Raw genomic sequence first — 22,943 nt, 5'->3', positions numbered from 1 at the left:
TTAAAGAAAGAAAAATTTGCCCGATAAGAATTATTTCTGTACTTTTGTGCCCGATTATTCCGCACCGGGTTCGACAAAGTGTTCCTTAAGTGATTAAAGACCACCCGACGGAGCTAACTTATACATTTAATATAAGATGTACGCAATTGTAGAAATTAACGGTCAGCAGTTCAAAGCAGAAGCTGGCAAAAAACTGTTTGTACACCACATCCAAAATGCAGAAAACGGTGCAACAGTAGAATTCGACAAGGTTCTTTTGGTAGACAAAGACGGAAACATTACTGTAGGTGTTCCTACTGTAGAAGGTGCAAAAGTTGTTTGCCAGGTTGTTTCAAATTTGGTAAAAGGTGATAAAGTACTTGTTTTCCACAAGAAAAGAAGAAAAGGTCACAGAAAACTGAATGGTCATCGCCAACAGTTCACAGAGTTAACAATCACAGAAGTAGTAGCTTAATCAATTTAAAAGTAAGAAGAAATGGCACATAAAAAAGGTGTCGGTAGTTCTAAGAACGGCCGCGAATCACACAGCAAAAGATTAGGCGTTAAGATATTTGGTGGCGAAGCTTGCAAAGCAGGTAATATCATCATTCGTCAAAGAGGTACTGAATTCCACCCGGGTGAAAACATCGGTATGGGTAAGGACCACACTCTTTTCGCTTTAGTAGACGGAACTGTTAGCTTCAAAGTAACCAGAGAAGATAGAAGATATGTATCTATCATCCCTGCCGAAAAGACAGAAGCATAAAGTTTACAATTAAGAAATAAAGGAGGAGATGCAATTCAGGTAATTGTATCTCCTTTCTTTTTTATGCACTCAAAGGGATAGCATCTCTGTATTTTTATTAATCTTTGCAGAAAAGCAAAAATAAGCTGCACCTTGGCATAAAAAATGAACGAGTTCATTTTATTTTGCTCTCGGTTTGCATTATCTTTGTGCACTCAAAGATAAATGTTCATAAAAAAGTATCGATATGCTTACTATTAAACAAATTACAGAAAATACCGACGCGGTAATTCGCGGTTTGGAAAAGAAGCACTTTAAAGATGCCGCTGCAACTATTGCCAAGGTGATTGAAGTGAACGACAAGAGACGTAATACACAGAATGAATTAGATAAGAATCTGGCAGAAGTTAACTCATTGTCGAGAACTATCGGTCAGTTAATGAAAGAAGGAAAAAAAGAAGAAGCAGAGACTGCCCGTATCCGTGTTGCCGAACTGAAAGAAGGCAATAAAGCATTAGATACCGCTATGACAGATGCTGCAACAGAACTTCAGAATCTGTTGTATACGATTCCTAATGTGCCCTATGATGAAGTTCCCGAAGGTGTAGGAGCCGAAGATAATGTAGTGGAAAAAATAGGCGGTATGGAGACTGAGCTTCCCAAAGATGCTCTTCCTCATTGGGAACTGGCAAAAAAATATGACCTCATCGATTTCGATCTCGGTGTAAAAATCACCGGAGCTGGCTTCCCTGTTTATAAAGGTAAAGGTGCACAACTGCAACGTGCTCTCATCAATTTCTTCCTGGACGAAGCACGTAAGTCTGGCTATATGGAAATCATGCCTCCGACAGTAGTAAATGCAGCTTCCGGATATGGAACAGGACAGCTTCCGGATAAAGAAGGTCAGATGTATCATTGCGAAGTAGACGATCTTTATCTTATACCAACAGCAGAAGTGCCGGTAACCAACATTTATCGTGATGTCATTTTGGATGAGAAACAGCTCCCTATTATGAACTGTGCTTATACACAATGCTTCCGTCGTGAAGCCGGTTCTTACGGTAAAGATGTTCGCGGGCTGAATCGTTTACATGAATTTTCTAAAGTAGAACTGGTACGCATCGACAAGCCGGAACATTCCAGACAATCGCATCAGGAAATGCTGAATCACGTAGAAGGTCTGTTACAGAAATTAGAACTTCCTTATCGTATTCTCCGCCTTTGTGGTGGTGACATGAGTTTCACAGCCGCTCTTTGCTTTGACTTCGAAGTATATTCAGAAGCACAAAAGCGCTGGTTGGAGGTTAGCTCCGTTTCCAACTTCGATACTTACCAGGCAAATCGTTTGAAATGTCGTTATCGCAGTGGAGAAAAGAAAACAGAGCTTTGCCACACCTTGAATGGTTCGGCTCTGGCATTACCTCGTATCGTCGCTGCATTGCTCGAAAACAACCAGACACCGGAAGGAATCAAAATACCAAAAGCATTGGTTCCATACTGCGGATTTGAAATGATCGATTAAAAAGAATTAGTATAGATAAAAAGGAAGCTGCCCCAAAAAGGCGGCTTTTCTTTTATTATTTCCCAAATAAGCTGTATCTTTGCCAAAATATCATTCTGATAGCAGTTACGTAGTAATTCCAACAAATTAATTAGATAATGAACAAAATCATTAGCAAAGAACATTTTTCTGAGAAAGTGTTTAAACTGGAGATAGAAGCTCCTCTGATAGCAAAATCACGTAAAGCAGGACATTTTGTCATTGTTCGTGTAGGCGAAAAAGGAGAACGTATGCCGTTAACCATCGCAGGCGCTGACGTAAAGAAAGGTACCATCACGCTGGTTGTACAGGAAGTAGGTCTCTCTTCTACCCGCCTTTGCGAACTGAAAGAAGGTGATTACATTACCGATGTTGTAGGTCCGCTGGGACAAGCTACACACATCGAGAACTTCGGAACTGTAGTTTGTGCCGGTGGTGGTGTAGGTGTCGCTCCTATGCTTCCTATCGTACAGGCTTTAAAAGCAGCTGGGAACCGTGTGATTACTGTCCTTGCAGGACGTAGCAAAGAACTCATTATCCTTGAAAAGGAGATGCGCGAAAGCTCAGATGAAGTTATCATTATGACAGATGACGGTTCTTACGGACGCAAAGGACTCGTGACAGAGGGTGTAGAGGAAGTAATCAAGCGCGAAAAAGTAAACAAATGTTTCGCTATCGGTCCTGCCATTATGATGAAATTCGTTTGTCTGCTGACCAAAAAATATGAAATCCCGACAGATGTATCATTAAATACCATTATGGTAGATGGTACCGGTATGTGTGGTGCCTGCCGTATCACCATCGGCGGAAAGACTAAATTCGTATGCGTAGATGGTCCGGAATTTGATGGACACCAGGTAGACTTCGACGAAATGCTAAAACGCATGGGCGCTTTCAAAAGCGTAGAACGAGAAGAGATGCACAAACTTGAAACACATTGTGAAGCTACCAAAACAGTAGATGAAAACAGCCGTAACGCTGTTTGGCGTGAAGAACTACGCAAAAGTATAAAAGCCAAAGAACGCTCTAACATTGAACGTTGCAAAATGAACGAGCTTGATGCCGAATATCGTTCGCACAGTCGTAAAGAGGAAGTAAATCAGGGACTGACCAAAGAACAAGCTGTCATGGAAGCCAAACGCTGTTTGGATTGTGCTAATCCAGGCTGCATGGGTGGCTGTCCGGTTGGAATCGATATTCCCCGTTTCATTAAAAACATTGAACGTGGTGAATTCCTGGAAGCAGCCAAAACGCTGAAAGAAACCAGTGCATTGCCTGCTGTATGTGGTCGTGTGTGTCCTCAGGAGAAACAGTGTGAATCAAAATGTATTCATCTGAAAATGGGTAAAGAAGCAGTTGCCATCGGCCACCTCGAACGTTTTGCTGCTGACTACGAACGGGAAAGCGGACAAATCTCTGTCCCTGAAATAGCAGAAAAGAATGGCGTCAAAGTAGCTGTAATCGGTTCCGGCCCTGCGGGCCTTTCTTTTGCAGGTGATATGGCAAAGTACGGATACGACGTTACTGTATTTGAAGCATTGCACGAGATAGGAGGCGTATTGAAATATGGTATCCCCGAATTTCGTCTGCCTAATAAAATTGTGGATGTTGAAATTGATAATCTATCCCAAATGGGGGTGACATTTATCAAAGACTGTATTGTTGGTAAAACGATCAGTGTAGAACAATTGGAAGAAGAAGGCTTCAAAGGTATCTTCGTGGCTTCCGGTGCAGGATTACCAAACTTCATGAATATCCCCGGAGAGAACTCGATCAACATTATGTCATCCAATGAATACCTGACTCGTGTTAATCTAATGGACGCTGCCAGTCCTGATTCTGACACCCCGGTTGCTTTTGGTAAAAATGTGGCTGTCATTGGTGGTGGCAACACTGCTATGGATTCTGTTCGTACAGCAAAGCGCCTCGGTGCTGAACGCGCCATGATTATCTATCGCCGTTCAGAAGAAGAAATGCCTGCCCGTCTGGAAGAAGTTAAGCATGCCAAAGAAGAAGGAGTAGAATTCCTTACCCTGCACAATCCGATTGAATATATAGCCGACGAACAGGGACGCGTAAAACAGGTAATCCTACAAAAAATGGAACTCGGAGAACCGGATGCCTCTGGTCGCCGTAGTCCGATAGCCATTCCCGGTGCAACAGAAACAATTGATATCGACTTAGCTATTGTCAGTGTTGGGGTATCACCTAATCCGATTGTACCCAGTTCTATCAAAGGGCTGGAAGTAGGTCGCAGAGGTACAATTACTGTAAATGATAATATGCAATCGTCTATCCCTACGATCTATGCCGGTGGTGATATCGTACGTGGTGGTGCTACAGTGATCCTCGCCATGGGTGATGGGCGCAAAGCAGCAGCAGCTATGAATGAACAACTGAAAAAATAAAATCAGATCGAATAAGAACAAAGAAACGCCGCTTACACAATAGCAAGCGGCGTTTCTTTATATATATCAAGAGTTATACTCTCTTTTATTTCACTACACTATTCGTTACCGGATCCGGAAAAATCACTGTCGGTTTAAACGATTTAGCTTCTTCAAAATCCATTAATGCATACGACATGATAATCACAATATCATCCGGTTGCACTTTCCGCGCTGCAGCACCGTTCAGGCAAATTTTACCCGAACCACGTTCACCTTTGATAATGTAGGTTTCAAAACGCTCACCGTTATTATTGTCAGCGATATACACCTTCTCACCAGCAATCATGTTAGCCGCATCCAACAAGTCTTCATCAATCGTAATGCTACCCATGTAATTCAGATTTGCTTCTGTGACACGTGCACAATGAATCTTCGACTTTAGCACTTCAATCATCATAGGGATTTGGTCTTTTTTAGGTTTAAACTTCTTTGTATTTAATATTATCGATCAGCCTCACTTCTCCGCAAAAAACAGTTATACAACCTACTACATACGAAGTATCATTCCAATCTCCAACTTTCTGCAAAGTGTTTCCATCTACTATTTCAAAATACTCCAGGCGAAGTCCCGGTGCAGCAGCAATAGCATCTTCCACCATCTTTTGCGTCTCACTCACCGAATGAGTGGTTGCAAAGGTACGACTTTTAAATAAAGTCCGAGAAATATTTAAAGCATTTTCACGTTCCTCTGCCGATAAACGGGCATTACGGCTACTTAATGCCAGCCCATCTTCTTCACGAACGATGGGGCAACCTACTATTTCAAGATCGAACTTCATTTGACGTACCATTTCACGAATGATAGCCAATTGCTGAAAATCCTTTTCACCAAAATAAGCACAATGCGGCTTCACAATATCAAACAGCTTACTCACAATCTGACACACACCATTGAAGTGTCCCGGACGAAAAGCCCCTTCCATCACTGTATCCAATGGCGCATAACTAAACCGGCGTGTATCCGGTTCCGGATATATTTCTTCTACCGAAGGAGCAAATACGAAAGTTACTCCACAAGACTCTAATAATTTACAATCAGCATCCAGTGTACGTGGATATTTCACTAAATCATTCTTATCATTAAACTGAGTTGGGTTTACAAAAACACTCACTACCGTTACATCATTCTCATTTACACTACGCTTCACAAGTGATGCGTGCCCCGCATGCAAAGCACCCATAGTAGGTACCAGACCCACTTTTTTCCCTTGGGCTTTCAGTTCCGACAATTCAGTCTGTAAGTCCTTGATCGTATGTATTATTTTCATTTTAATTGGTTTATTATTCTATCTTGTTTAAAAAACTGTGCAAAATAAACCATTATTTACCATATAAAGAAGAAATATCGCAAATTAATGCAAAAGGAAGAGAAGCAACCGGAACGGGCAAGCGACAAACAACGACTGATAATCAACAACTTAACAATTCATAAGGAATTATACCGCGCAATAGCTTGCTTTAATGCCCTTTTTTTTTTATATCTTTGCAGAATATTTACGAGAAGGATTGTTATTATGACAAAGGCGAATAAGGTTTTATTTATTACACAAGAGATTACTCCTTACGTTTCAGAATCTGAAATGGCTAATATAGGTAGAAACCTGCCTCAGGCTATTCAGGAAAAAGGCAGAGAGATCAGAACATTTATGCCCAAATGGGGAAATATCAACGAACGTAGAAATCAACTGCATGAAGTGATACGTCTTTCCGGTATGAATCTGATCATTGATGATACCGACCATCCATTGATTATTAAAGTTGCTTCCATACAATCGGCACGTATGCAGGTGTACTTCATTGATAATGATGATTATTTCCAGAATAGAATGCAAACGGCTGATGAGAATGGAGTAGAATACGATGATAACGACAGTCGAGCCATCTTTTATGCCAGAGGCGTATTAGAAACTGTAAAAAAACTACGCTGGACTCCGGATGTTATTCATTGTCATGGTTGGATGACTGCATTGGCTCCATTGTATATCAAGAAAGCATATAAAGACGAACCGTCCTTCCGGGATGCCAAAGTAATATTCTCTGTATACGAGGATGATTTCAAAAACACTCTTAGCAATGACTTTGCAACCAAACTCATGTTGAAGGGCATTAATAAGAAAGATGTAGCTACACTAAAAGAACCTGCAGACTACGCTGCATTGTGTAAACTCGCAGTTGATTATTCCGACGGAGTGATACAAAACAGTGAACATATCAACGAAGACATCATGGATTATGCCCGTCAATCCGGAAAATTGGTACTCGATTATCAGACTCCGGACGTTTACGCAAGTGCTTGCAACGAGTTTTACGACAAGGTGTGGGAAGCTGAACAAAAATAAAATTAGAATCAAGATACGACGATCATGAAAGTAAAATATCTATGGGTAGCCCTATTATCTCTCACCTTTTGGGGATGTGACGATAATACCGGTACATTGGGATTAGGAATGTTTCCGGGTGGTGACCAGACTATTAACGGAAAACTGGCAACATTTGAAGTAGCAACCGAGTCTAAGCTTGCCGAACAGGTTTTCGCTAAAACAAGTACTGGTTATTTAGGGAAATTTACAGATCAGGAATTTGGTTATTACGAAGCCGGATTTCTAACACAGCTACATTGTACTGACAACTTCAGTTTCCCGGCAGTATACAACCCGGAAAACCCGGATGATCCGGATGCAATCATGGTCGAAGACAAAACTTATCGTACGGAATTAACGTTAGCTTACAGGACTTATTTTGGTGATTCACTGACAGCTTCCCGTCTGAGCGTTTATAGATTAGACAAGAACTTAGCTGCAGACAAAGAGGCTGCATACTATACCGACATTAACCCGGAAGATTTTTATCCTAAAAATGATGCTAATTTTTTATTGGGACGAAAGGCGTATACAGCTGTAGATAGATCTGTAAAAGATTCTATTAGAAATCTAAGTGGATATATTCCTTCTGTAACCGTTACTTTACCTTATGAATTAGGACAAGAAATTTATAAAGCAAGTAGAGAAGCAGAAAAAGGGGGCAAAAATTTCGCAAATATATTCAGAGACCTGTTCAAAGGTATCTATGTTAAAAACGATTACGGAGACGGTACTATTCTTTATATTGACCAGATAGAAATGCATGTCATATTCCAATGTTATATGAAAGAAGAAGATAGTGGTAAAAACATGAAGAAGTACAATAGTGAAGAAGACTCCACCTATTATAGTTACCGAACATTTGCTGCAACTAAAGAAATCATTCAAGCCAATTCTTTCAGAAGTGATGAAGATAAGATCAAGGATAAAGTAAAAGAGACAGGTTGTACATATCTTAAAACTCCAGCGGGTATTTACACCCAGGCTACATTACCGTTACTAAACAACAATAACGATAGCCAAAAGGGTATTCTGGATTCATTGCGTAATGATACACTAAATGTAGTTAGATTAACTTTTACTAATTACAATCAAACCAATGATAAGAATAAGTTCAGCATGGGTGCTCCCAGTTATGTTTTATTGGTGCGTGAAAAAGAAAAGGATGATTTCTTTAAAAAGAATAAAGTCAATGATGACATTACAACCTATATTGCTCAACATAATGCCATTAATACGAATCAATATGTTTTCCCCAATATAGCAAGATTGATTAATACATGTCGTGCAGAAAGAGATGCAGCAGTCATAGCACTTGCAAACGATGGAAAGATAGAGGGTATTTTGGACGTTGATACAGGAACACCTGTTACCACTATCGAAGCATGGGAGAAAGCTACACAATGGAATAAAGTAGCTCTCGTTCCGGTAACTATCACAAGAGATCAAAATACCAGTACCGCGTTGGGTAGCATTATCAGTGTACTCAATGATTTACAACCTGGATACACCAAACTGAAAGGTGGATCAGAAGGAGATCGCTTATCAATGGAAGTTATTTATACTTCCTTCGACGATAAAGATAAAAAATAACAGAGATAACATACCATTAATGTAAGAGGTGTCCGGATAAATTCCGAGACACCTTTTTTATTTTGTATTTTGGTTCATCTGCCAAATACATAACTCGTTAATATTGTTAATGCGTTTTTTAATATTTCAGATTTACTTTGCAAGAAGGTACACTCTTGACCAAGTTTAAACAGAAAGTTTATACTTACTATAAATCAGTCTATTACATAAAAACAAGCCATTCATATTCTACCTTACCTACCTTCTTGAATAAATGGTATAATTACTTTTTCGACAACTACACATTTGTCGGATAAACCTTTATTTTTATGCAGTTCAAGAGTTCACAACTACTAAAAAGCATATTCTTCCCTCCACAAAGCTCTATAAAAAAATTGCCTCTCAGAGCTGTTTACAACTTTGAGAGGCAAATAAGAAAATATTCCAATTCTAAATGATTATTCTTTCTTCTTTGCAGCTACTTTCTTTACTGCTGTCTTTTTAGGAGTAGCCTTCACCACTTTTTCTTCGGCCACTTTGGACTTAGCTGCCACTTTAGGTGCTTTGGCTTTTTCAGCTTTTGCGTGCAACTTATCCAATTCTTTATGCAGTTCTGCAATTTCCTCACCTTGATTATGAATGGTAGTGAGCAGCGAATTCAACTCCTCGTCGTCAATATCTTCCGGGTACAATGAATTTACTCTCTTAATAAAGTCGCCCAAAATATTCATATAGTTAGTGAATGCATCATACGGAGAATCATATATACCACGATTCAAATAAATACCCGTATTCTTTGTAGTCATGAAACGGAAGTTATTACTTGCTTGCAAATAATCCCAGTCCTGTTTTATACGACGATCATCGCACATGTGTACACGCTCGGCTACACTATATAACTTATTAAAAGCTTCACGCTGCATGACGTTACCCAGCCAGCTACTCGTATCTCTTTCCTCATCCACCCATGAGATAGGATACGGAACATCCAATTGAGAAACAGATTTCAGTTTAGTAACAATTTCCGTTGGAGTAGAAAATGTGATCCCTTTCTCTTTTGCACAAGCCGGAAGCGCTTTAAGGAATTCCAATACATTAGAAGAAAGCGGCTGAGCCATACCTAAAGCGCTCAACTCCATGAAAATATTAATTACCTGTTCTTCCTGCGGTAAAGCATCAATCCAACTAATATACTTATCGGCAAACAACGGATATTCGCTCCAGTCAGAGTTGGAAAAGCGCAAACTAATATCATCTGACAACTTATAATCTCTCAACAATAACTTCAGGCTGGGAGCTTGATTACAATGATATACGTAATGGGGACTCTTCCAACCCAAAATATATTTAGCTCCTTCCGTCAGCATGCCTTTAAATCCCATTGCAGCCACCTGTGCGCCAATTTCATCAGAGTATATCAAACTGGAATTACGAAATACTTTCGGTGCCTTACCAAACATTTGTTTGATTTTTCCGTTCATACGCATCACCTCTTCTTTAAAGCAATCCTCATTGGCCAACGATGACAAACCGTGTGAATAAGGCTCTGCCAAAAACTCGCAACAACCAGTATCATTGAGCTGATGCAATAAATCAACTACAGCTGGCGCATGAATTTCAAGCTGCTCAAGCGCAACCCCCGAGATAGACAATGCCACCTTAAATGCTCCATTGGAATTCTTCGCCATCTCAATCAATGTACTCAGAGCCGGAATATAAGAGCGTTCGGCAACTTCATTCATACCATTCTCATTGGCATAATCATCATAATAGTAATGATCGGCACCTATATCGAAGAAACGATAACGTTTCAGATGAATAATTTGATGTATCTCAAAATAAAGACAGATTGTTCTCATATCTATATTATTTTATTATTTATAATTCTTAATTACCTCTTCGTAAATGCCACGAACCTTATATCCGACATTTTCCCATTTGATTTGATCTACTTCTTTTTTGCCCTCATCACGCAGATATTCATACAATGCAGGATAAGTACAAATGGAATAAACCGCATCTGCCATGGCATGAATATCCCAGTAATCTGTCTTGATACAATTTTCCAGTATCTCGGCACAACCGGACTGTTTGGAAATGATAGTTGGCACACTACACTGCATAGCTTCCAATGGTGAAATTCCAAAAGGTTCAGAGACAGAAGGCATGATATATACATCACTGGCTTTCAATACTTCATAAACCTGCTTTCCCTTCATAAATCCAGGGAAGTGGAAACGGTCGGCAATACCACGCTCGGCAGCCAAACGAATCATCTGATTCATCATATCACCACTACCAGCCATCACAAAACGCACATTTTTAGTACGCTGTAACACCATGGCAGCAGCTTCTACAAAATACTCCGGACCTTTCTGCATAGTGATACGTCCCAGGAAAGTAACGACCTTCTCTTTGGGATTCTTTTTCGGAACAATATCCTGTATCTCCTGCGATAAAGGCGAAACTGCATTGTGTACGGTAGATACCTTCTTCGGATCCTGGAAATACTTATGAATGACTGTCTGACGAGTCAACTCACTCACACACATAATATGATCGGCATGATCCATACCATTTTTCTCAATGGCATATACTGTCGGATTCACATTTCCACGGCTACGGTCAAAATCAGTGGCATGTACATGGATCACCAATGGTTTGCCCGACACCTGCTTAGCATGTAAACCTGCCGGATACGTCAACCAGTCGTGCGAATGGATTATATCAAACTCCTGTTGACGGGCTACTACACCAGCCACTATGGAGTAGTTATTAATCTCCTCATGCAGATTATCCGGATAACGGCCAGAAAACTCAATACATCCTAAATCATTGGTATTCAAATAATTGAAATCAGCATAGATATGATCACGCAAATCAAAGTAGAGTTGTGGATCCATATAAGAACCAACACGGCCTTTGACATAATCCCAATCAACATTTCTCCATACTATCGGCGTACTGTTCATACCGATAATTTTCAAAAAGCTCTGATCTTCATCTCCCCACGGCTTAGGGATACAGAAGGTTATTTCCATGTCTTCTTGTAAAGACATCCCCTTCGTCAGACCATAACTGGCAGTTCCTAAACCGCCCAAAATATGCGGGGGGAACTCCCATCCAAACATTAAAACTTTCATCTTCGTCCCTCCTCTTATAAATTATACTTTGACAATAACTTCAAAATACGCAGAATTTCGGCTACGTTCATCGCAAACGATACTGCTCCACGACCTTTAAAAGGTGGGTTACCATCGAATAACTCAGGCAATGACCCAATACAATGGCTGGTCATTTCGGCTTCAAAACCAATCAACTGGCGTTCTACAAACGAAATACCGCTCATCTTATAAATCCGCAGATAGGCCTCCATATAAAATCCCATCAGCCATGGCCAGGCTGTTCCCTGGTGATAAGCATAATCACGCTGAAGTTGGGAACCAACATAGTTCGGATTATAACCACCACTCTTGGGGCTCAATGTACGAAGCCCTTTCGGGGTAAGTAATTCTTTCGTCACAATGTCCAACACTTGCTTTTTCTGCATACGATCAAGAGGAGAATAGTCAAAGGCTACAGTAAATATCATATTGGGACGTACACTCCAGTCCATCATATTTCCGTCTACATAATCAAGCAGATAACCATATTCATTACGGAATACTTCCACAAATGATGCACCGGTTATTGCAGCCTGTCCATCCAGTGAATCGGCCAGCACCACATTCCCTCCTTCGCGCACCAGATCGGCAACGAAGCGAAGTGCATTATACCACAGTGCATTTATTTCTACAATATATCCCGTACGAGGTACCACCGGGTGTCCATTTACCGTAGAGTTCATCCAGGTAATGGCTTTATCCGAACCATTTGCATAAAGCAATCCGTTTTCGTGAAGGAAAAGATTATCATGTTTCCGCTGACGGATAAACTCCATGATAGCTTCCAACAGAGAACCGTATTTCATACGGCATTGCTCACGCGAAGTTTCCTTAGCATACTGTTGCAATGCCCATACAGCCCACAGCAAGATGTCTGGATCATCCATTTCATAAATCTTGCATTCTATCGGTTCATCATCTATATAATTACGGATTGCTTTTTCAGCAGTCTGCATTACATCTTCAAATTCATCTACTTCATCCACAGCCAGTGTCAAGCCGGGCAATGAGACAAACATATCCCTTGCACGACACTTAAACCATGGATATCCGGCCAGAATATAATGGTTATCTTCTTGTTTATTATGAAACTGATGCGCTGAGTTTTTCAGGCAGTGATAGAAACTGTCACGAGGTGTACGATCTTCGGCTTCTGCCTCGAAAATCTGTTTCAAACGACGGGGAGACACTTCTGATATTCCAGCAGAGAAAACGATACTTTCGCCCTTCTTTATATCTACTTCAAAATAACCCGGCACGTAGAGATCTTCATTAAAATCATAGCCCCGTTCCTGTTCCTTTGGATATTCAATGCCTCGATACCAATTCGGATCAAAATGAAACTCATTCTTCTTATTCAATTGCATAAACAACTCCGGATACCCCGGATACATACAGGTTTTTATGCCATTCTCTACCAACTGATACTCACGGCTCGCTTGTGTATTTTCATGTGTATACTCTCTCACACTTCTGAAAGCCAGAAACGGGCGAAAACGCAGAGTGGTTGCCGAATGGGCATCCAGTAGAGTATAACGAATCAGGATCCTGTTTTCATGATGTACAAAAATTTTCTCCTTTCGAAGGATGACTCCCCCAACACGGTAAGTTGTAGCCGGAATATGCTCACAATCAAATTCGCGGATATATTTATGTCCGTTAGGACTATAATTATTACCCTGATATTTGTGCAATCCCAAGTTAAACTCTGCGCCGTGTTGAATTACCGTTTCATCAAGAGAAGATAGCAGCACATGGTTCTCATCGTCCAGGTTGGGGACAGGGATCACCAACAAACCGTGATATTTGCGTGTGTTACAATCCACAATCGTTGTACAATGATAAGCTCCCGAACGGTTTGTCCGAAGAATCTCTCTCGGTAAAGATTCCTCAAGATTGACCATAAGAGTCTTGTCAAAATGTAAATAACTCATAGTTGTGCATTATTTAAAGGTTAATTATATTTCTGTTATCATAACATATAAAATAGTATGATTTCCAAAAATACGAATTATAGGTAAAAACAAAAATAAAAACGGTTTTTATTTTCCATTTTCCTTAAAATATTCGTAGCATTGCGAAGAATTAACGAAAAAGAAGAGAAATGAAACAGGATTTACGAAAAATCATTCTGTCCATGATGCTCCCCTTGTTCCTAATTTTTATCCTCTACATTATAAAAATATTAGAGGTTGGCATGGACTGGGACTTCACACGGTTAGGAGTATATCCTATGGAGAAGAGAGGATTGTTTGGCATTTTCGCACATCCATTGATACACAGTAACTTTCCTCATCTCTTAGCCAACACGCTTCCACTTTTTTTTCTGTCCTGGTGTTTATTTTACTTTTACCGTGGCATCGCTCCCTATATATTCTTTATAATCTGGGTGGGTTGCGGGGCCATCACATACCTCATCGGAAAACCCGGATGGCACATCGGAGCAAGTGGTATTATTTATGGGCTGGCATTTTTTCTCTTCTTTAGTGGATTACTGAGAAAGTATATACCTTTAATTGCAATTTCACTATTGGTGACTTTTCTATATGGTGGGCTGGTATGGCAAATGATTCCCTACTTCACACCTGCCAACACTTCATGGGAAGGGCATCTGAGTGGAGCGATAATGGGAACACTTTGCGCATTTGCTTTCGTAGGTTATGGGCCACAACGCCCGGAACCATTTGAAGAAGAAGAAGAAAATGAAAACGACGATGAAGAAGAGATGAAAATTGAAAGTTGAAAATTAGCTGCGCTATCACGCTGCATAGTAATTTTCAATTTTCCACTTTCAATTTTCAACTAAATTAAGGCTTTCCGCCTCTTATATTCATTCGGGGTACACTGCATCTGTTCTTTGAACACACGACTAAAATACTGAGGTGAAGAGAATCCACTTTGATAAGCAACCTCTGATAAACTGTATGAACTGGTATCTAATAACTCCAAAGCACGCTTTAAACGCATTTCTTTAACCAAATCAATGGGAGAAGCTCCTGTAAAGGTTTTGATCTTCCTATAGAATACAGCACGGCTCATATTCATCGTTTCTGCCAGATCATCAATTTTAAAATCGGGATTTTGCAAATTCTCATCAACAAACCGAATAACTTCCCGGATGAATGTACTATTAAAAGCAGGTACTGTTTCCAATATTTGTTCGAGTGGCACATCAGGCTGCTTATTTGCTGTTTTTCCTAAATTTTTCAACGGTTGCCGGAGATAATAAGCCGATAAAGAACTGCGCTGTTTTATCAATGATTCAATCCGTGCCTTCAAATAAGCCGAATTGAAAGGCTTGGCAATGTAATCGTCCGCACCATACTCCAATCCTTTAACACGATCGTCAACAGATGCTTTTGCAGAAAGTAAAATCACGGGAATATGACTTGTATCGCGGTTTGTTTTTACTGCTTCTAAAAACTCAATCCCATCCATTTCGGGCATCATCACATCACTGACAACCAAATCCGGTAGTTCTTTCCATATAATTTCCAAGCCTTGTTTGCCATTGCCAGCCTCCAACACACTGTATCGATCTCTCAAAATAGTAGTCAGAAAACGACGAAGTTCATCATTATCCTCTATAATTAATATACTTCTCTCCTTCTCTTCCCCATTAGACGAAGGTACTTCCGGCTGATAGTCAAACTGTATTTCATCATTCAGAATAAACTCGGTCTCCGGGTCACTGGCATAGGCCTCATATGTACAAGGCAAAGTTATAGTAAAAGCTGTTCCCTGTTCAGGTATACTTTCAACTTGTACGGTACCGTGCAGTAAATCTGTAAATTCTTTCACCAATGAAAGCCCTATACCGGAGGAACGATTCGGATCGGCCTTACCAAAAGTAGCAAAACGTTCAAACAAGTTATCAATCTTCCGAAGATCCATCCCCTTACCTTCATCGCGAACACAAATAGAGAAACTACCGGACTGCATACAGATTGTCATAGTAATAGACTTGCCATTGGCTGTATACTTAAAAGCATTGGATAATAAATTAAAAAGTATCTTTTCCAACTTATCCATATCCGTATAACAACGCATTTCCTGCATTTCATGAATCAGGTTGAAATGAATAGAACGTTCGTGAGACAACTGCATAAAATTCTCACAGACCTGCCTGCATAAAGCAATCACATCTCCTTGCCCGATACTTAGTTTCATCTTTCGTCCTTGTATCTTTCTGAAATCCAGAATCTGATTAACGAGCCTCAGCATACGGTTCACATTCCTCCTGACCACCTGCATGTTCTCCGTTCCACTTTCCTGTATTTGTCCCCGTTCTACAATTTCCTCAACTGAGCCGGAAATCAATGTTAACGGAGTACGAAGTTCATGCGAGATATCTGTAAAAAAGCGTAGTTTCAAGTCAGTCAGTTGTTCTTCAAAATCTACTTTTCGCTTCAGATTAGTAATATAGATTATAATACCGGACACTGTCAAAATAAGTATTATAACAATAAACACATAAACTATCCACGCCCAGATTGTCTCTGTAAAACGAGGCTGGATATGTATATGAAGAGGAGTGATATTATCATGCCATACTCCATCGCCATTGGTAGACTTTACTTCCAGTACAAAGTCACCGGCAGGCAAATTTGCAAAACCGATGGAATGATTTTCTCCGATGTCTCCCCACTGGTCATTGATACCCTTCAAACGATAGGCATATTGAAGTGACTCTGAATTTGTATAATCCAGTGCCGAAAAAGTGATCGTCACATTACGCTCCTTCTTACTCAACACCAAAGAATCTGCCACAAGAATAGAAGTATAGGCAGTACCGTCGCTATTTTGAATATTTACTCCGGTATAGACTATTCGAGGGACAAAATGACTCTTCTTCAAATCGTACAATCGAAGACGTAAAACGCCTTGGTTCGTACCGATATACATCGCTCCCCGCCGGTCAATAGCCGGATGTGCCTCACTTATCTGCAGATCCGTATGCAGATTAGCACTATCATACGTTTCAAACTCTCTCCGCTCCGGACAGTATTTACCAATATAGTTCTCAAAACATATCCAGATATTCCCATCTTTGTCTTCCAGCATGGCTTGTGGCAAGTCGGATGGAAGCCCGTTCTTTTTATTGAGATAGCTGAAATGAATTCTCGTACTCAACAACGAATCCGTATTTGCCAAACAAATTCCTCCACTATAGGCCGCGATATATAACTTACCATCCCGACTTTCCAACACGTCCATAATATCATTATTACTTAGGCCGCCAGTACAGTCATTGTGGTAAAATACAATATCCTCCGGTTTCTGAAAATCATCCGAAAAGCTCAGCAAACCTTCTGTTGTACCGGCAAGCATAACGCCTTCCCGTGTACAATGCAAACTACGTACTTTATGACATAGCCCATCGGGATATCCTTTCAACAGATTCCCCGGATGAATAAAACGGGAATTATCCGAAAATCCGGTGAACAGATTAATTCCTCCTCCTAATGTCCCGATCCATATACGGTTTCGAGTATCCTGGCAAATCGTATAAATTGCATCATTACTGAGGCTATAAGGATTTCGTGCATCATGCCGGAAATTCTGGAGAGTAAAAGCTCCCTCTTTTTCTGTCGCTACTACAATTCCATGATTACGGGTTCCTAACCAGATACGATGTTCGGTATCCTCAAAGAATGTATAAACCTTTTTACCGAACGATACATTCTTATCTTTCTGCAATCTACCTCCGGAATCCATATTTCCTATATAAGTACCCTGTTCATCATATACCTCTACCCGATTCTCTTTGGAAGCAATCCACAGACGTTTTTTTGAATCGATAAATACACCTCGCACTTCCTGTCCTCCGGTAGCAGCAAGATAATCATAATTACGATTTGTAAAATAAATCTTATCAAAGCCATACCTACGGCTTACCCACAGATTCTTATGAGAGTCTCTTAAAAAAGCTCTGCCTTCCGTCCGATAGGGTTCCTTTTGCCCGGTTGTGTAACGGTAAGCTGGTTCCAATCGGTTACTCCCGGAATTATAAGTATAAAAACTCCCGTCACGGGTCATCAACCAGATTCCTCCGAATTCATCTTCATGTATATGCCGAAATGTATCCTCATTTGACAAGTTCTCCCGAAAAATGATCATTTTCCTATCAGTAAATGAATAACATAACACTCTTTGTCCATCCAACATCCAAACCCAATCCTGTTTAGAATGATAGGCTCCTGTTATATGCAAAAACTCGGAAGTTGCCTGCTTGTATAATTGTTCAAAGTTCTTTTTCCGGGTATCATAAACAATAATTTTTTCCTGATCCGGAATCAACAGCCTGCCTGTTTTTATAGTCACGAGTCCACTGACTTCCTTCATGGAAAAAGGATTAGAAATACTCTGAATACCAGCCTGTGGTGTAAATTCGTATAGCTCCCCTTCCTGAGTGATAAAAAAAGTATTCTTATCCACTTCCTTTATATACCTCAATTCTACCTTCGTACGTATTTCCGGATGACCATAAACAAAAGTTCCCCGGTCGGTTAATATCCACTCATATCCATTCTTATCCTTATGCACAGAATATATTCTCTTTCCGTGCTCCGTACAGGAATGACAAGGCAGGTGTACAATTCCATCTTTTTCTCCCAATCTGTCTTCATCAAGCCTGAACAAATCTCCGGCTTGATTACTGAACCAAAGTAAACCATCCGCTTGCTTATATAATCGCGCTACCCGGCCATAATCAGCAAGATGTGAATATCCGGAAAAGACATTCAGGAAAGTTTCAGTCTGAGTATTAAACAAATAAAGCAAATTATTATAAGTAACACACCATATATTCCCTTTTTTGGCCTCTACAATCTGTTGAATACGATTGTATTCCAGGCGGGAATCATCTGTAGGATAAGATTTATAATTCTGAAATGTATAACCGTCAAACTTTTCTAATCCGTTCCAGGTAGACATCCAGATGTATCCTTTATCATCCTGTAAAAAATCCGTCACAGTATTCTGGGATAATCCATCTTTAGCCGAATAATAACGTACATGCATCAAGCTCTGGGCAGAAAGCATAAACGGATAAATAAAAGATATAAGTATAAGAAGCAATCTAAACATAACGAATCTTTGAGATAGACAAAGATAACGTATTTCCTGTAATAATGATAAAATTATTGTTGGATAAGTACTTATAATTCGTGATAGAGTTATACTATATGAAGAAAAACAAAGAGGGTAAAACTGTTTGTTTTGCCACCCTATTGGCAATACTTTGCCATCCCATTGGCAACACTTTGCCATTCTGTTGGCAACACCTTGCCAATAGGATGGCAGTACAAAGAAATACAGAGCTTAATCTAAAAAGTATGGCTACAGTATAAAGAGAGAGGAAACATCTTTTTCAATGCTTCCTCTCTCTCCCTCAAGAAGACCTATACCATTCATCAGTAAACCAACACCTTGGATACCGAATTATTTGCCTTCAAAATATATTGCCCTGCCGGAACAGAGAGTGATACATTGCGATGAACTTCCAGACTTTGTACCAAAGTACCGTTTATACCGTATATCTTGATATCTGTTGCTGTTTCAATACCACGTACAGAAATGGTGCCCTTCCCCCCTATTACACTAATATTGTTTTCCAAAGTAGTATTTTCAACACCAGTACCAATACTTCCTACTATAAATTCATCTGAAGCCTCACTCAATGCACCGTATTCATTAACAGACTGAACAGTAACTACATCATTCAAATTTGCCTCATAGTGGGTTTCAGTAGTAAATCCGGCTACTTTACCATTAATATTTATTACATAGCAGATAGCATATTCATCAGCAGTCCAACCGAATGTAGCAGTTCCTTCTATCCCACTAATAACAGGTTTGGCAGTTTGTTCTACCATTGGTAGTGGATTCCATACGCCGGTAGTAGCATCACTTCCGTCACCACTCAGCACATTTTCTAATGTATACGAAGCAGCTTCTTCATCTGTAAGGAAGTTTTTTGCTTTACCACGAATCGTCTCACCATTGCTTTCGTACCAATAGTCTTCGATAGATGTTTCGCTCATTTTATATCCGTTCTTGTCCCATATATTGTACACAGCCCAAAGAGCAGGCACAGCACCCATTGTAGGATACCAATAACCATCATACGGTTTCACACGGCATTCCGTATCGATAAATACAGTTTTTGGCTCATTGTGCCAGGGACGTCCGAAATATACCTGTGTTTTATCTTCCTTACCAACGGGAGCAGTAATCTTTGTATTTTTGAATACATATCCCCAACGCGTACTTACTTGTGTAATATTACCCTGATTGTCCTTAAGATCAGTATAATGCGACGGAGCAACAATGTAACCTCCCGATTCACGTACAATATTCAGCGTACAATTATCAAAGTAGACATCGCCTCCTCCATAAATAAAATCGACTGCACCTTCAATCATAGTATTACGGAAATAGTTACGGTCATAATAGTGAGGTTGATTATTACCCGTATTCGTATTTCCTGTTTTCGGACTCAGGTATGTATCCTGATAAGAACGGATACGGCAGTTGTTGAAAGCTACACGATCTGCTTCCACATACAGAGACAATGCTTGCGGACCACGTGTTTCATTCCCTTCATATTTAGTCCACCACTCATTATCAATCGTCAGATTCTCCGCATAAAAGTCATTTGACTTAATTACCAGTGTGGCACCTTCTGCCACATTATACCAAGGTTGACTCTTGTCAGCAGCATTACTTCCTGCAATACGGTCTTGTGCGATCGTTACTTTATTTACATCTTCACCAATGAGATGCACAAACGGACGATCTACCACTATAATACGGCTGTCCTCCGAAGCAGATAGTTTGCCACTCTGATCTTCCCAAGTATATTTCCCGGTAGAAAATGTCCGGTTATTCAAATCATTATAATATCCGGCTTTTATAAAAATAAGCCAGGGTTTGTTATTAGTCACGGGCACAGCATCAATAGCTTCCTGAATCGTTTTATATTGACCTATTGCAGTAGAGGTTGGCATAACACTAACTTCCAGACTTTGATCTACTATCGCATTAAAAAGACGGGCTTCCGGTTTAATACGCTCCATCACAGTGAAACTACTGCTGACAGCTGGTGCTTTATTGCCGGAACGATCAGTCACATACCCTTCCGGAAGTTCCAAAGTATATGTGCTCGCATAAGCCAAATTTACATAGCGGAAAGAGACAGAAGAACTTCCATATTCCGGTTCGAGTGTAATCGTTTTACCGTTTCCAGCCAACGTAGCCTCTCCTGTACCAGCCTGGATACGTTCACTATAAGAAATCGTAATCTTACCACTGGCTGACACACCAGTAGCTTTATCTGCCGGAGCAATAGCTTTGATAGCAGGTGCCTCATGATCTTCCTCAACAACCGGAGTGCCAAATACATAAATATTACCCAAACCGGTTTCACTATGGTCGGTATAATTCAAACCACTTTCCGAATCGACTTTATCAAAGTTATATTCACCATTGTTATCATTAAGAACCTCATCACCTGTACCGGTAAAGCGAATGTATACCATTTCTTTATCAGCAACTTCCTCACCCGGCAATTCAAAATCAACACTTGTAGCCAGTCCGTTGACCAATTTATAAATCAACTTTTCGTTATTATTCGTAACAGGTTTATAAATAGTACCATCTGTAGAATAAAGCACCTTCCAGTTTACAGTTGCGGCATTCTTTGCAACCAAAGCTGCAGTGAAACGAACGGTTGTAAAGTTCCTGGTCGAAAACTGAATCTGCATTGCCACATCCGTACTGCGATATCCGTTCATATACAAACCATTGACCGAACTTATGACAGCTCCCTTGCGCATACGTACTACCGGAGTACCACTCGAATTACCGTTCAATGAACTTCCATCATTCACTTTCACAACAGAAGCAGTAGCATTACGTTCTAAGTCCCAGGTATAATCGGCAGCAAACGGATAATTCCCTTTGTTTGCCCAAATCTCTGCTTTATCGGAATTATAAGCGGCAATGAAATCCTGAATCTCATAATTTGCAATAAGTTCCGTATTTTGTTTTACCGTCACACTGCGCTCGGCAGTTGTAACACTGGAATTTTCAAAATCATCTTCCCAATTCAAAAATCGTGCAATTGGAAGTTCGTTTGCTGTAGCAGTTACTATCACGCCTTCTTCATACTTCCCTTCAGTTGGTTCCGGGTTCAATGTAACAGAACCAATCTGCATTTCCAGATCGTTGATGCAACGGGTAGAAAATGTATAAGTGTTCACTTCCCGGAAAACAGCCTTCAATGAAGTATTACTTTTTACTACAAATGAATATGGATTTTCCGCCGACACTTCTTTACCACTATTATCCACCCAATTAACAAAATGAAAACCAAACTTTGGAAAAGCTGTCACAGTTACTTTCGTATCTTCATCCATCAAACTGCCTGCCGGCATCTGATTAACAGTGCCTGCACTCTCCGGTTCCATACTTGTTGCTACATTATATTGCGGAACTTCTACGGCTGTACCATTTACTGTACCTGTAACCATCACATTACTGAAACCTATCTCTTTATTATTTGCCAGGCTATATACACTGATAATCAATGATAGTTCTTCATCAGTTGCCGACATACTACCTAAATCATATGTACATTCAGTGGCATTTACAGAGGTTCCGGAACGATTCGGCTTGATAGTACCTGCCACCGTTTTTTTAGTCCCATCGGCGTACTTCAAATAAACATCCACCATACCACCTCCTGTGCCAAATACACCCATTTTGAAAGAAATCTGTCCCGGTTGAAAAGTCAATCCTTTAGCTGGTTTTATAGAGTAAATCAGATCATACCCATCTGTTGCCCCACTCATTTGAGCGCTTGGCTTATAAGTATTCATACTCAGATTTTCGTCAAGCCCTTTATACTCCTGTTGTTTGGAGAAGTTCATCTCTCCACCCAAAACAAAAGCAGTTGTACTAAAAGCATGTTCATTACTGACAACAGCCTGTGATGGTTCATTGACTCCACCGGACATTCCCCATGTCGCTGTAACTTTTTCGTTGTCAAAAGTCTGAGCTATAACCAATTGTGTAGAAAGCCCCAATATTCCAGCCAGACAGCCTTTTAATAAAAAATTCCTATTCATG

15 protein-coding genes are annotated in these 22,943 nt (G+C 40.2%); 8 read left to right on the top strand and 7 right to left on the bottom strand.

Annotated features, from left to right (window positions below; genetic code table 11):
* Positions 1–136: 136 nt before the first annotated feature.
* The 4 genes from rplU to K8P02_RS01730 all read left to right on the top strand — a co-directional run bounded on the left by rplU (position 137) and on the right by K8P02_RS01730 (position 4,672).
* Positions 137–454: a 50S ribosomal protein L21 gene (gene rplU / locus K8P02_RS01745; RefSeq protein WP_002559524.1), complete on the top strand. Its 318-nt coding sequence runs from the start codon at positions 137–139 to the stop codon at positions 452–454.
* Positions 455–475: 21 nt separating this feature from the next.
* On the top strand, positions 476–745 hold the full coding sequence (gene rpmA, locus K8P02_RS01740) for a 50S ribosomal protein L27 (RefSeq protein WP_002559523.1): 270 nt from the start codon (positions 476–478) through the stop codon (positions 743–745).
* 226 nt (positions 746–971) lie between these two features.
* Positions 972–2,246, top strand: coding sequence for a serine--tRNA ligase (gene serS / locus K8P02_RS01735; RefSeq protein WP_007484316.1), 1,275 nt, complete (start codon positions 972–974; stop codon positions 2,244–2,246).
* Between the two features lie 137 nt (positions 2,247–2,383).
* Positions 2,384–4,672 carry a bifunctional dihydroorotate dehydrogenase B NAD binding subunit/NADPH-dependent glutamate synthase gene (locus K8P02_RS01730; protein WP_002559521.1) on the top strand — a complete coding sequence of 763 codons (2,289 nt, stop codon included), beginning with the start codon at positions 2,384–2,386 and terminating at the stop codon, positions 4,670–4,672.
* Positions 4,673–4,757: 85 nt separating this feature from the next.
* Here the strand turns inward: K8P02_RS01730 and panD are convergent, their stop codons facing one another.
* A complete protein-coding gene (panD, locus tag K8P02_RS01725) occupies positions 4,758–5,111 on the bottom strand; it encodes an aspartate 1-decarboxylase (protein ID WP_002559520.1) in 354 nt (117 codons plus the stop codon).
* Between the two features lie 22 nt (positions 5,112–5,133).
* Entirely contained in the window at positions 5,134–5,982 is an 849-nt protein-coding gene (gene panC / locus K8P02_RS01720; protein ID WP_002559519.1) for a pantoate--beta-alanine ligase, read from the bottom strand.
* Positions 5,983–6,228: 246 nt separating this feature from the next.
* On the opposite strand from panC, the gene K8P02_RS01715 reads away from it, so the two are divergent.
* Positions 6,229–7,053, top strand: a complete 825-nt coding sequence (locus tag K8P02_RS01715) for a glycogen/starch synthase (RefSeq protein WP_025866483.1) — start codon at positions 6,229–6,231, stop codon at positions 7,051–7,053.
* Positions 7,054–7,077: 24 nt separating this feature from the next.
* Entirely contained in the window at positions 7,078–8,667 is a 1,590-nt protein-coding gene (locus K8P02_RS01710; RefSeq protein ID WP_007484311.1) for a DUF4270 domain-containing protein, read from the top strand.
* A 437-nt stretch (positions 8,668–9,104) separates the two neighbouring features.
* On the opposite strand, the gene K8P02_RS01705 is transcribed toward K8P02_RS01710, so the two are convergent.
* From K8P02_RS01705 to K8P02_RS01695, 3 genes are read right to left on the bottom strand one after another with little or no spacing between them, the layout of a single operon-like run.
* Positions 9,105–10,505, bottom strand: coding sequence for a glycoside hydrolase family 57 protein (locus K8P02_RS01705; RefSeq protein WP_025866484.1), 1,401 nt, complete (start codon positions 10,503–10,505; stop codon positions 9,105–9,107).
* Positions 10,506–10,520: 15 nt separating this feature from the next.
* A complete protein-coding gene (locus tag K8P02_RS01700; protein ID WP_002559515.1) occupies positions 10,521–11,789 on the bottom strand; it encodes a glycosyltransferase in 1,269 nt (422 codons plus the stop codon).
* Positions 11,790–11,803: 14 nt separating this feature from the next.
* The gene (locus K8P02_RS01695) at positions 11,804–13,744 is read right to left on the bottom strand and encodes a glycogen debranching enzyme N-terminal domain-containing protein (protein WP_002559514.1); all 1,941 of its coding nucleotides are present in this window, start codon (positions 13,742–13,744) and stop codon (positions 11,804–11,806) included.
* Positions 13,745–13,914: 170 nt separating this feature from the next.
* Between K8P02_RS01695 and K8P02_RS01690 the strand changes: the two genes are divergently transcribed.
* On the top strand, positions 13,915–14,553 hold the full coding sequence (locus tag K8P02_RS01690; RefSeq protein ID WP_007484307.1) for a rhomboid family intramembrane serine protease: 639 nt from the start codon (positions 13,915–13,917) through the stop codon (positions 14,551–14,553).
* A 59-nt stretch (positions 14,554–14,612) separates the two neighbouring features.
* Here K8P02_RS01690 and K8P02_RS01685 read toward each other — a convergent pair whose 3' ends face one another.
* Positions 14,613–18,899: a hybrid sensor histidine kinase/response regulator transcription factor gene (locus K8P02_RS01685; protein ID WP_223381909.1), complete on the bottom strand. Its 4,287-nt coding sequence runs from the start codon at positions 18,897–18,899 to the stop codon at positions 14,613–14,615.
* A 98-nt stretch (positions 18,900–18,997) separates the two neighbouring features.
* On the opposite strand from K8P02_RS01685, the gene K8P02_RS01680 reads away from it, so the two are divergent.
* Entirely contained in the window at positions 18,998–19,162 is a 165-nt protein-coding gene (locus tag K8P02_RS01680) for a hypothetical protein (protein ID WP_155896537.1), read from the top strand.
* Between the two features lie 63 nt (positions 19,163–19,225).
* Here K8P02_RS01680 and K8P02_RS01675 read toward each other — a convergent pair whose 3' ends face one another.
* Positions 19,226–22,942 (bottom strand): pectinesterase family protein, encoded by a 3,717-nt coding sequence (locus K8P02_RS01675; RefSeq protein WP_025866485.1) that lies wholly within the window; start codon positions 22,940–22,942, stop codon positions 19,226–19,228.
* Between the last annotated feature and the right edge of the window lies 1 nt (position 22,943).

The organism is Bacteroides nordii, assembly GCF_019930665.1.
GTDB lineage: Bacteria > Bacteroidota > Bacteroidia > Bacteroidales > Bacteroidaceae > Bacteroides > Bacteroides nordii.
The sequence above is the reverse complement of the archived record's forward strand: the minus strand, read 5'-3'. Positions and strand labels throughout refer to the sequence as shown.

Excerpts from the sequence above, each read along its gene's own strand:
- rplU (WP_002559524.1), top strand. The coding sequence starts at position 137 with ATGTACGCAATTGTAGAAATTAACGGTCAGCAGTTCAAAGCAGAAGCT.
- rpmA (WP_002559523.1), top strand. The coding sequence starts at position 476 with ATGGCACATAAAAAAGGTGTCGGTAGTTCTAAGAACGGCCGCGAATCA.
- serS (WP_007484316.1), top strand. The coding sequence starts at position 972 with ATGCTTACTATTAAACAAATTACAGAAAATACCGACGCGGTAATTCGC.
- K8P02_RS01730 (WP_002559521.1), top strand. The coding sequence starts at position 2,384 with ATGAACAAAATCATTAGCAAAGAACATTTTTCTGAGAAAGTGTTTAAA.
- panD (WP_002559520.1), bottom strand. The coding sequence starts at position 5,111 with ATGATGATTGAAGTGCTAAAGTCGAAGATTCATTGTGCACGTGTCACA.
- panC (WP_002559519.1), bottom strand. The coding sequence starts at position 5,982 with ATGAAAATAATACATACGATCAAGGACTTACAGACTGAATTGTCGGAA.
- K8P02_RS01715 (WP_025866483.1), top strand. The coding sequence starts at position 6,229 with ATGACAAAGGCGAATAAGGTTTTATTTATTACACAAGAGATTACTCCT.
- K8P02_RS01710 (WP_007484311.1), top strand. The coding sequence starts at position 7,078 with ATGAAAGTAAAATATCTATGGGTAGCCCTATTATCTCTCACCTTTTGG.
- K8P02_RS01705 (WP_025866484.1), bottom strand. The coding sequence starts at position 10,505 with ATGAGAACAATCTGTCTTTATTTTGAGATACATCAAATTATTCATCTG.
- K8P02_RS01700 (WP_002559515.1), bottom strand. The coding sequence starts at position 11,789 with ATGAAAGTTTTAATGTTTGGATGGGAGTTCCCCCCGCATATTTTGGGC.
- K8P02_RS01695 (WP_002559514.1), bottom strand. The coding sequence starts at position 13,744 with ATGAGTTATTTACATTTTGACAAGACTCTTATGGTCAATCTTGAGGAA.
- K8P02_RS01690 (WP_007484307.1), top strand. The coding sequence starts at position 13,915 with ATGAAACAGGATTTACGAAAAATCATTCTGTCCATGATGCTCCCCTTG.
- K8P02_RS01685 (WP_223381909.1), bottom strand. The coding sequence starts at position 18,899 with ATGTTTAGATTGCTTCTTATACTTATATCTTTTATTTATCCGTTTATG.
- K8P02_RS01680 (WP_155896537.1), top strand. The coding sequence starts at position 18,998 with ATGAAGAAAAACAAAGAGGGTAAAACTGTTTGTTTTGCCACCCTATTG.
- K8P02_RS01675 (WP_025866485.1), bottom strand. The coding sequence starts at position 22,942 with ATGAATAGGAATTTTTTATTAAAAGGCTGTCTGGCTGGAATATTGGGG.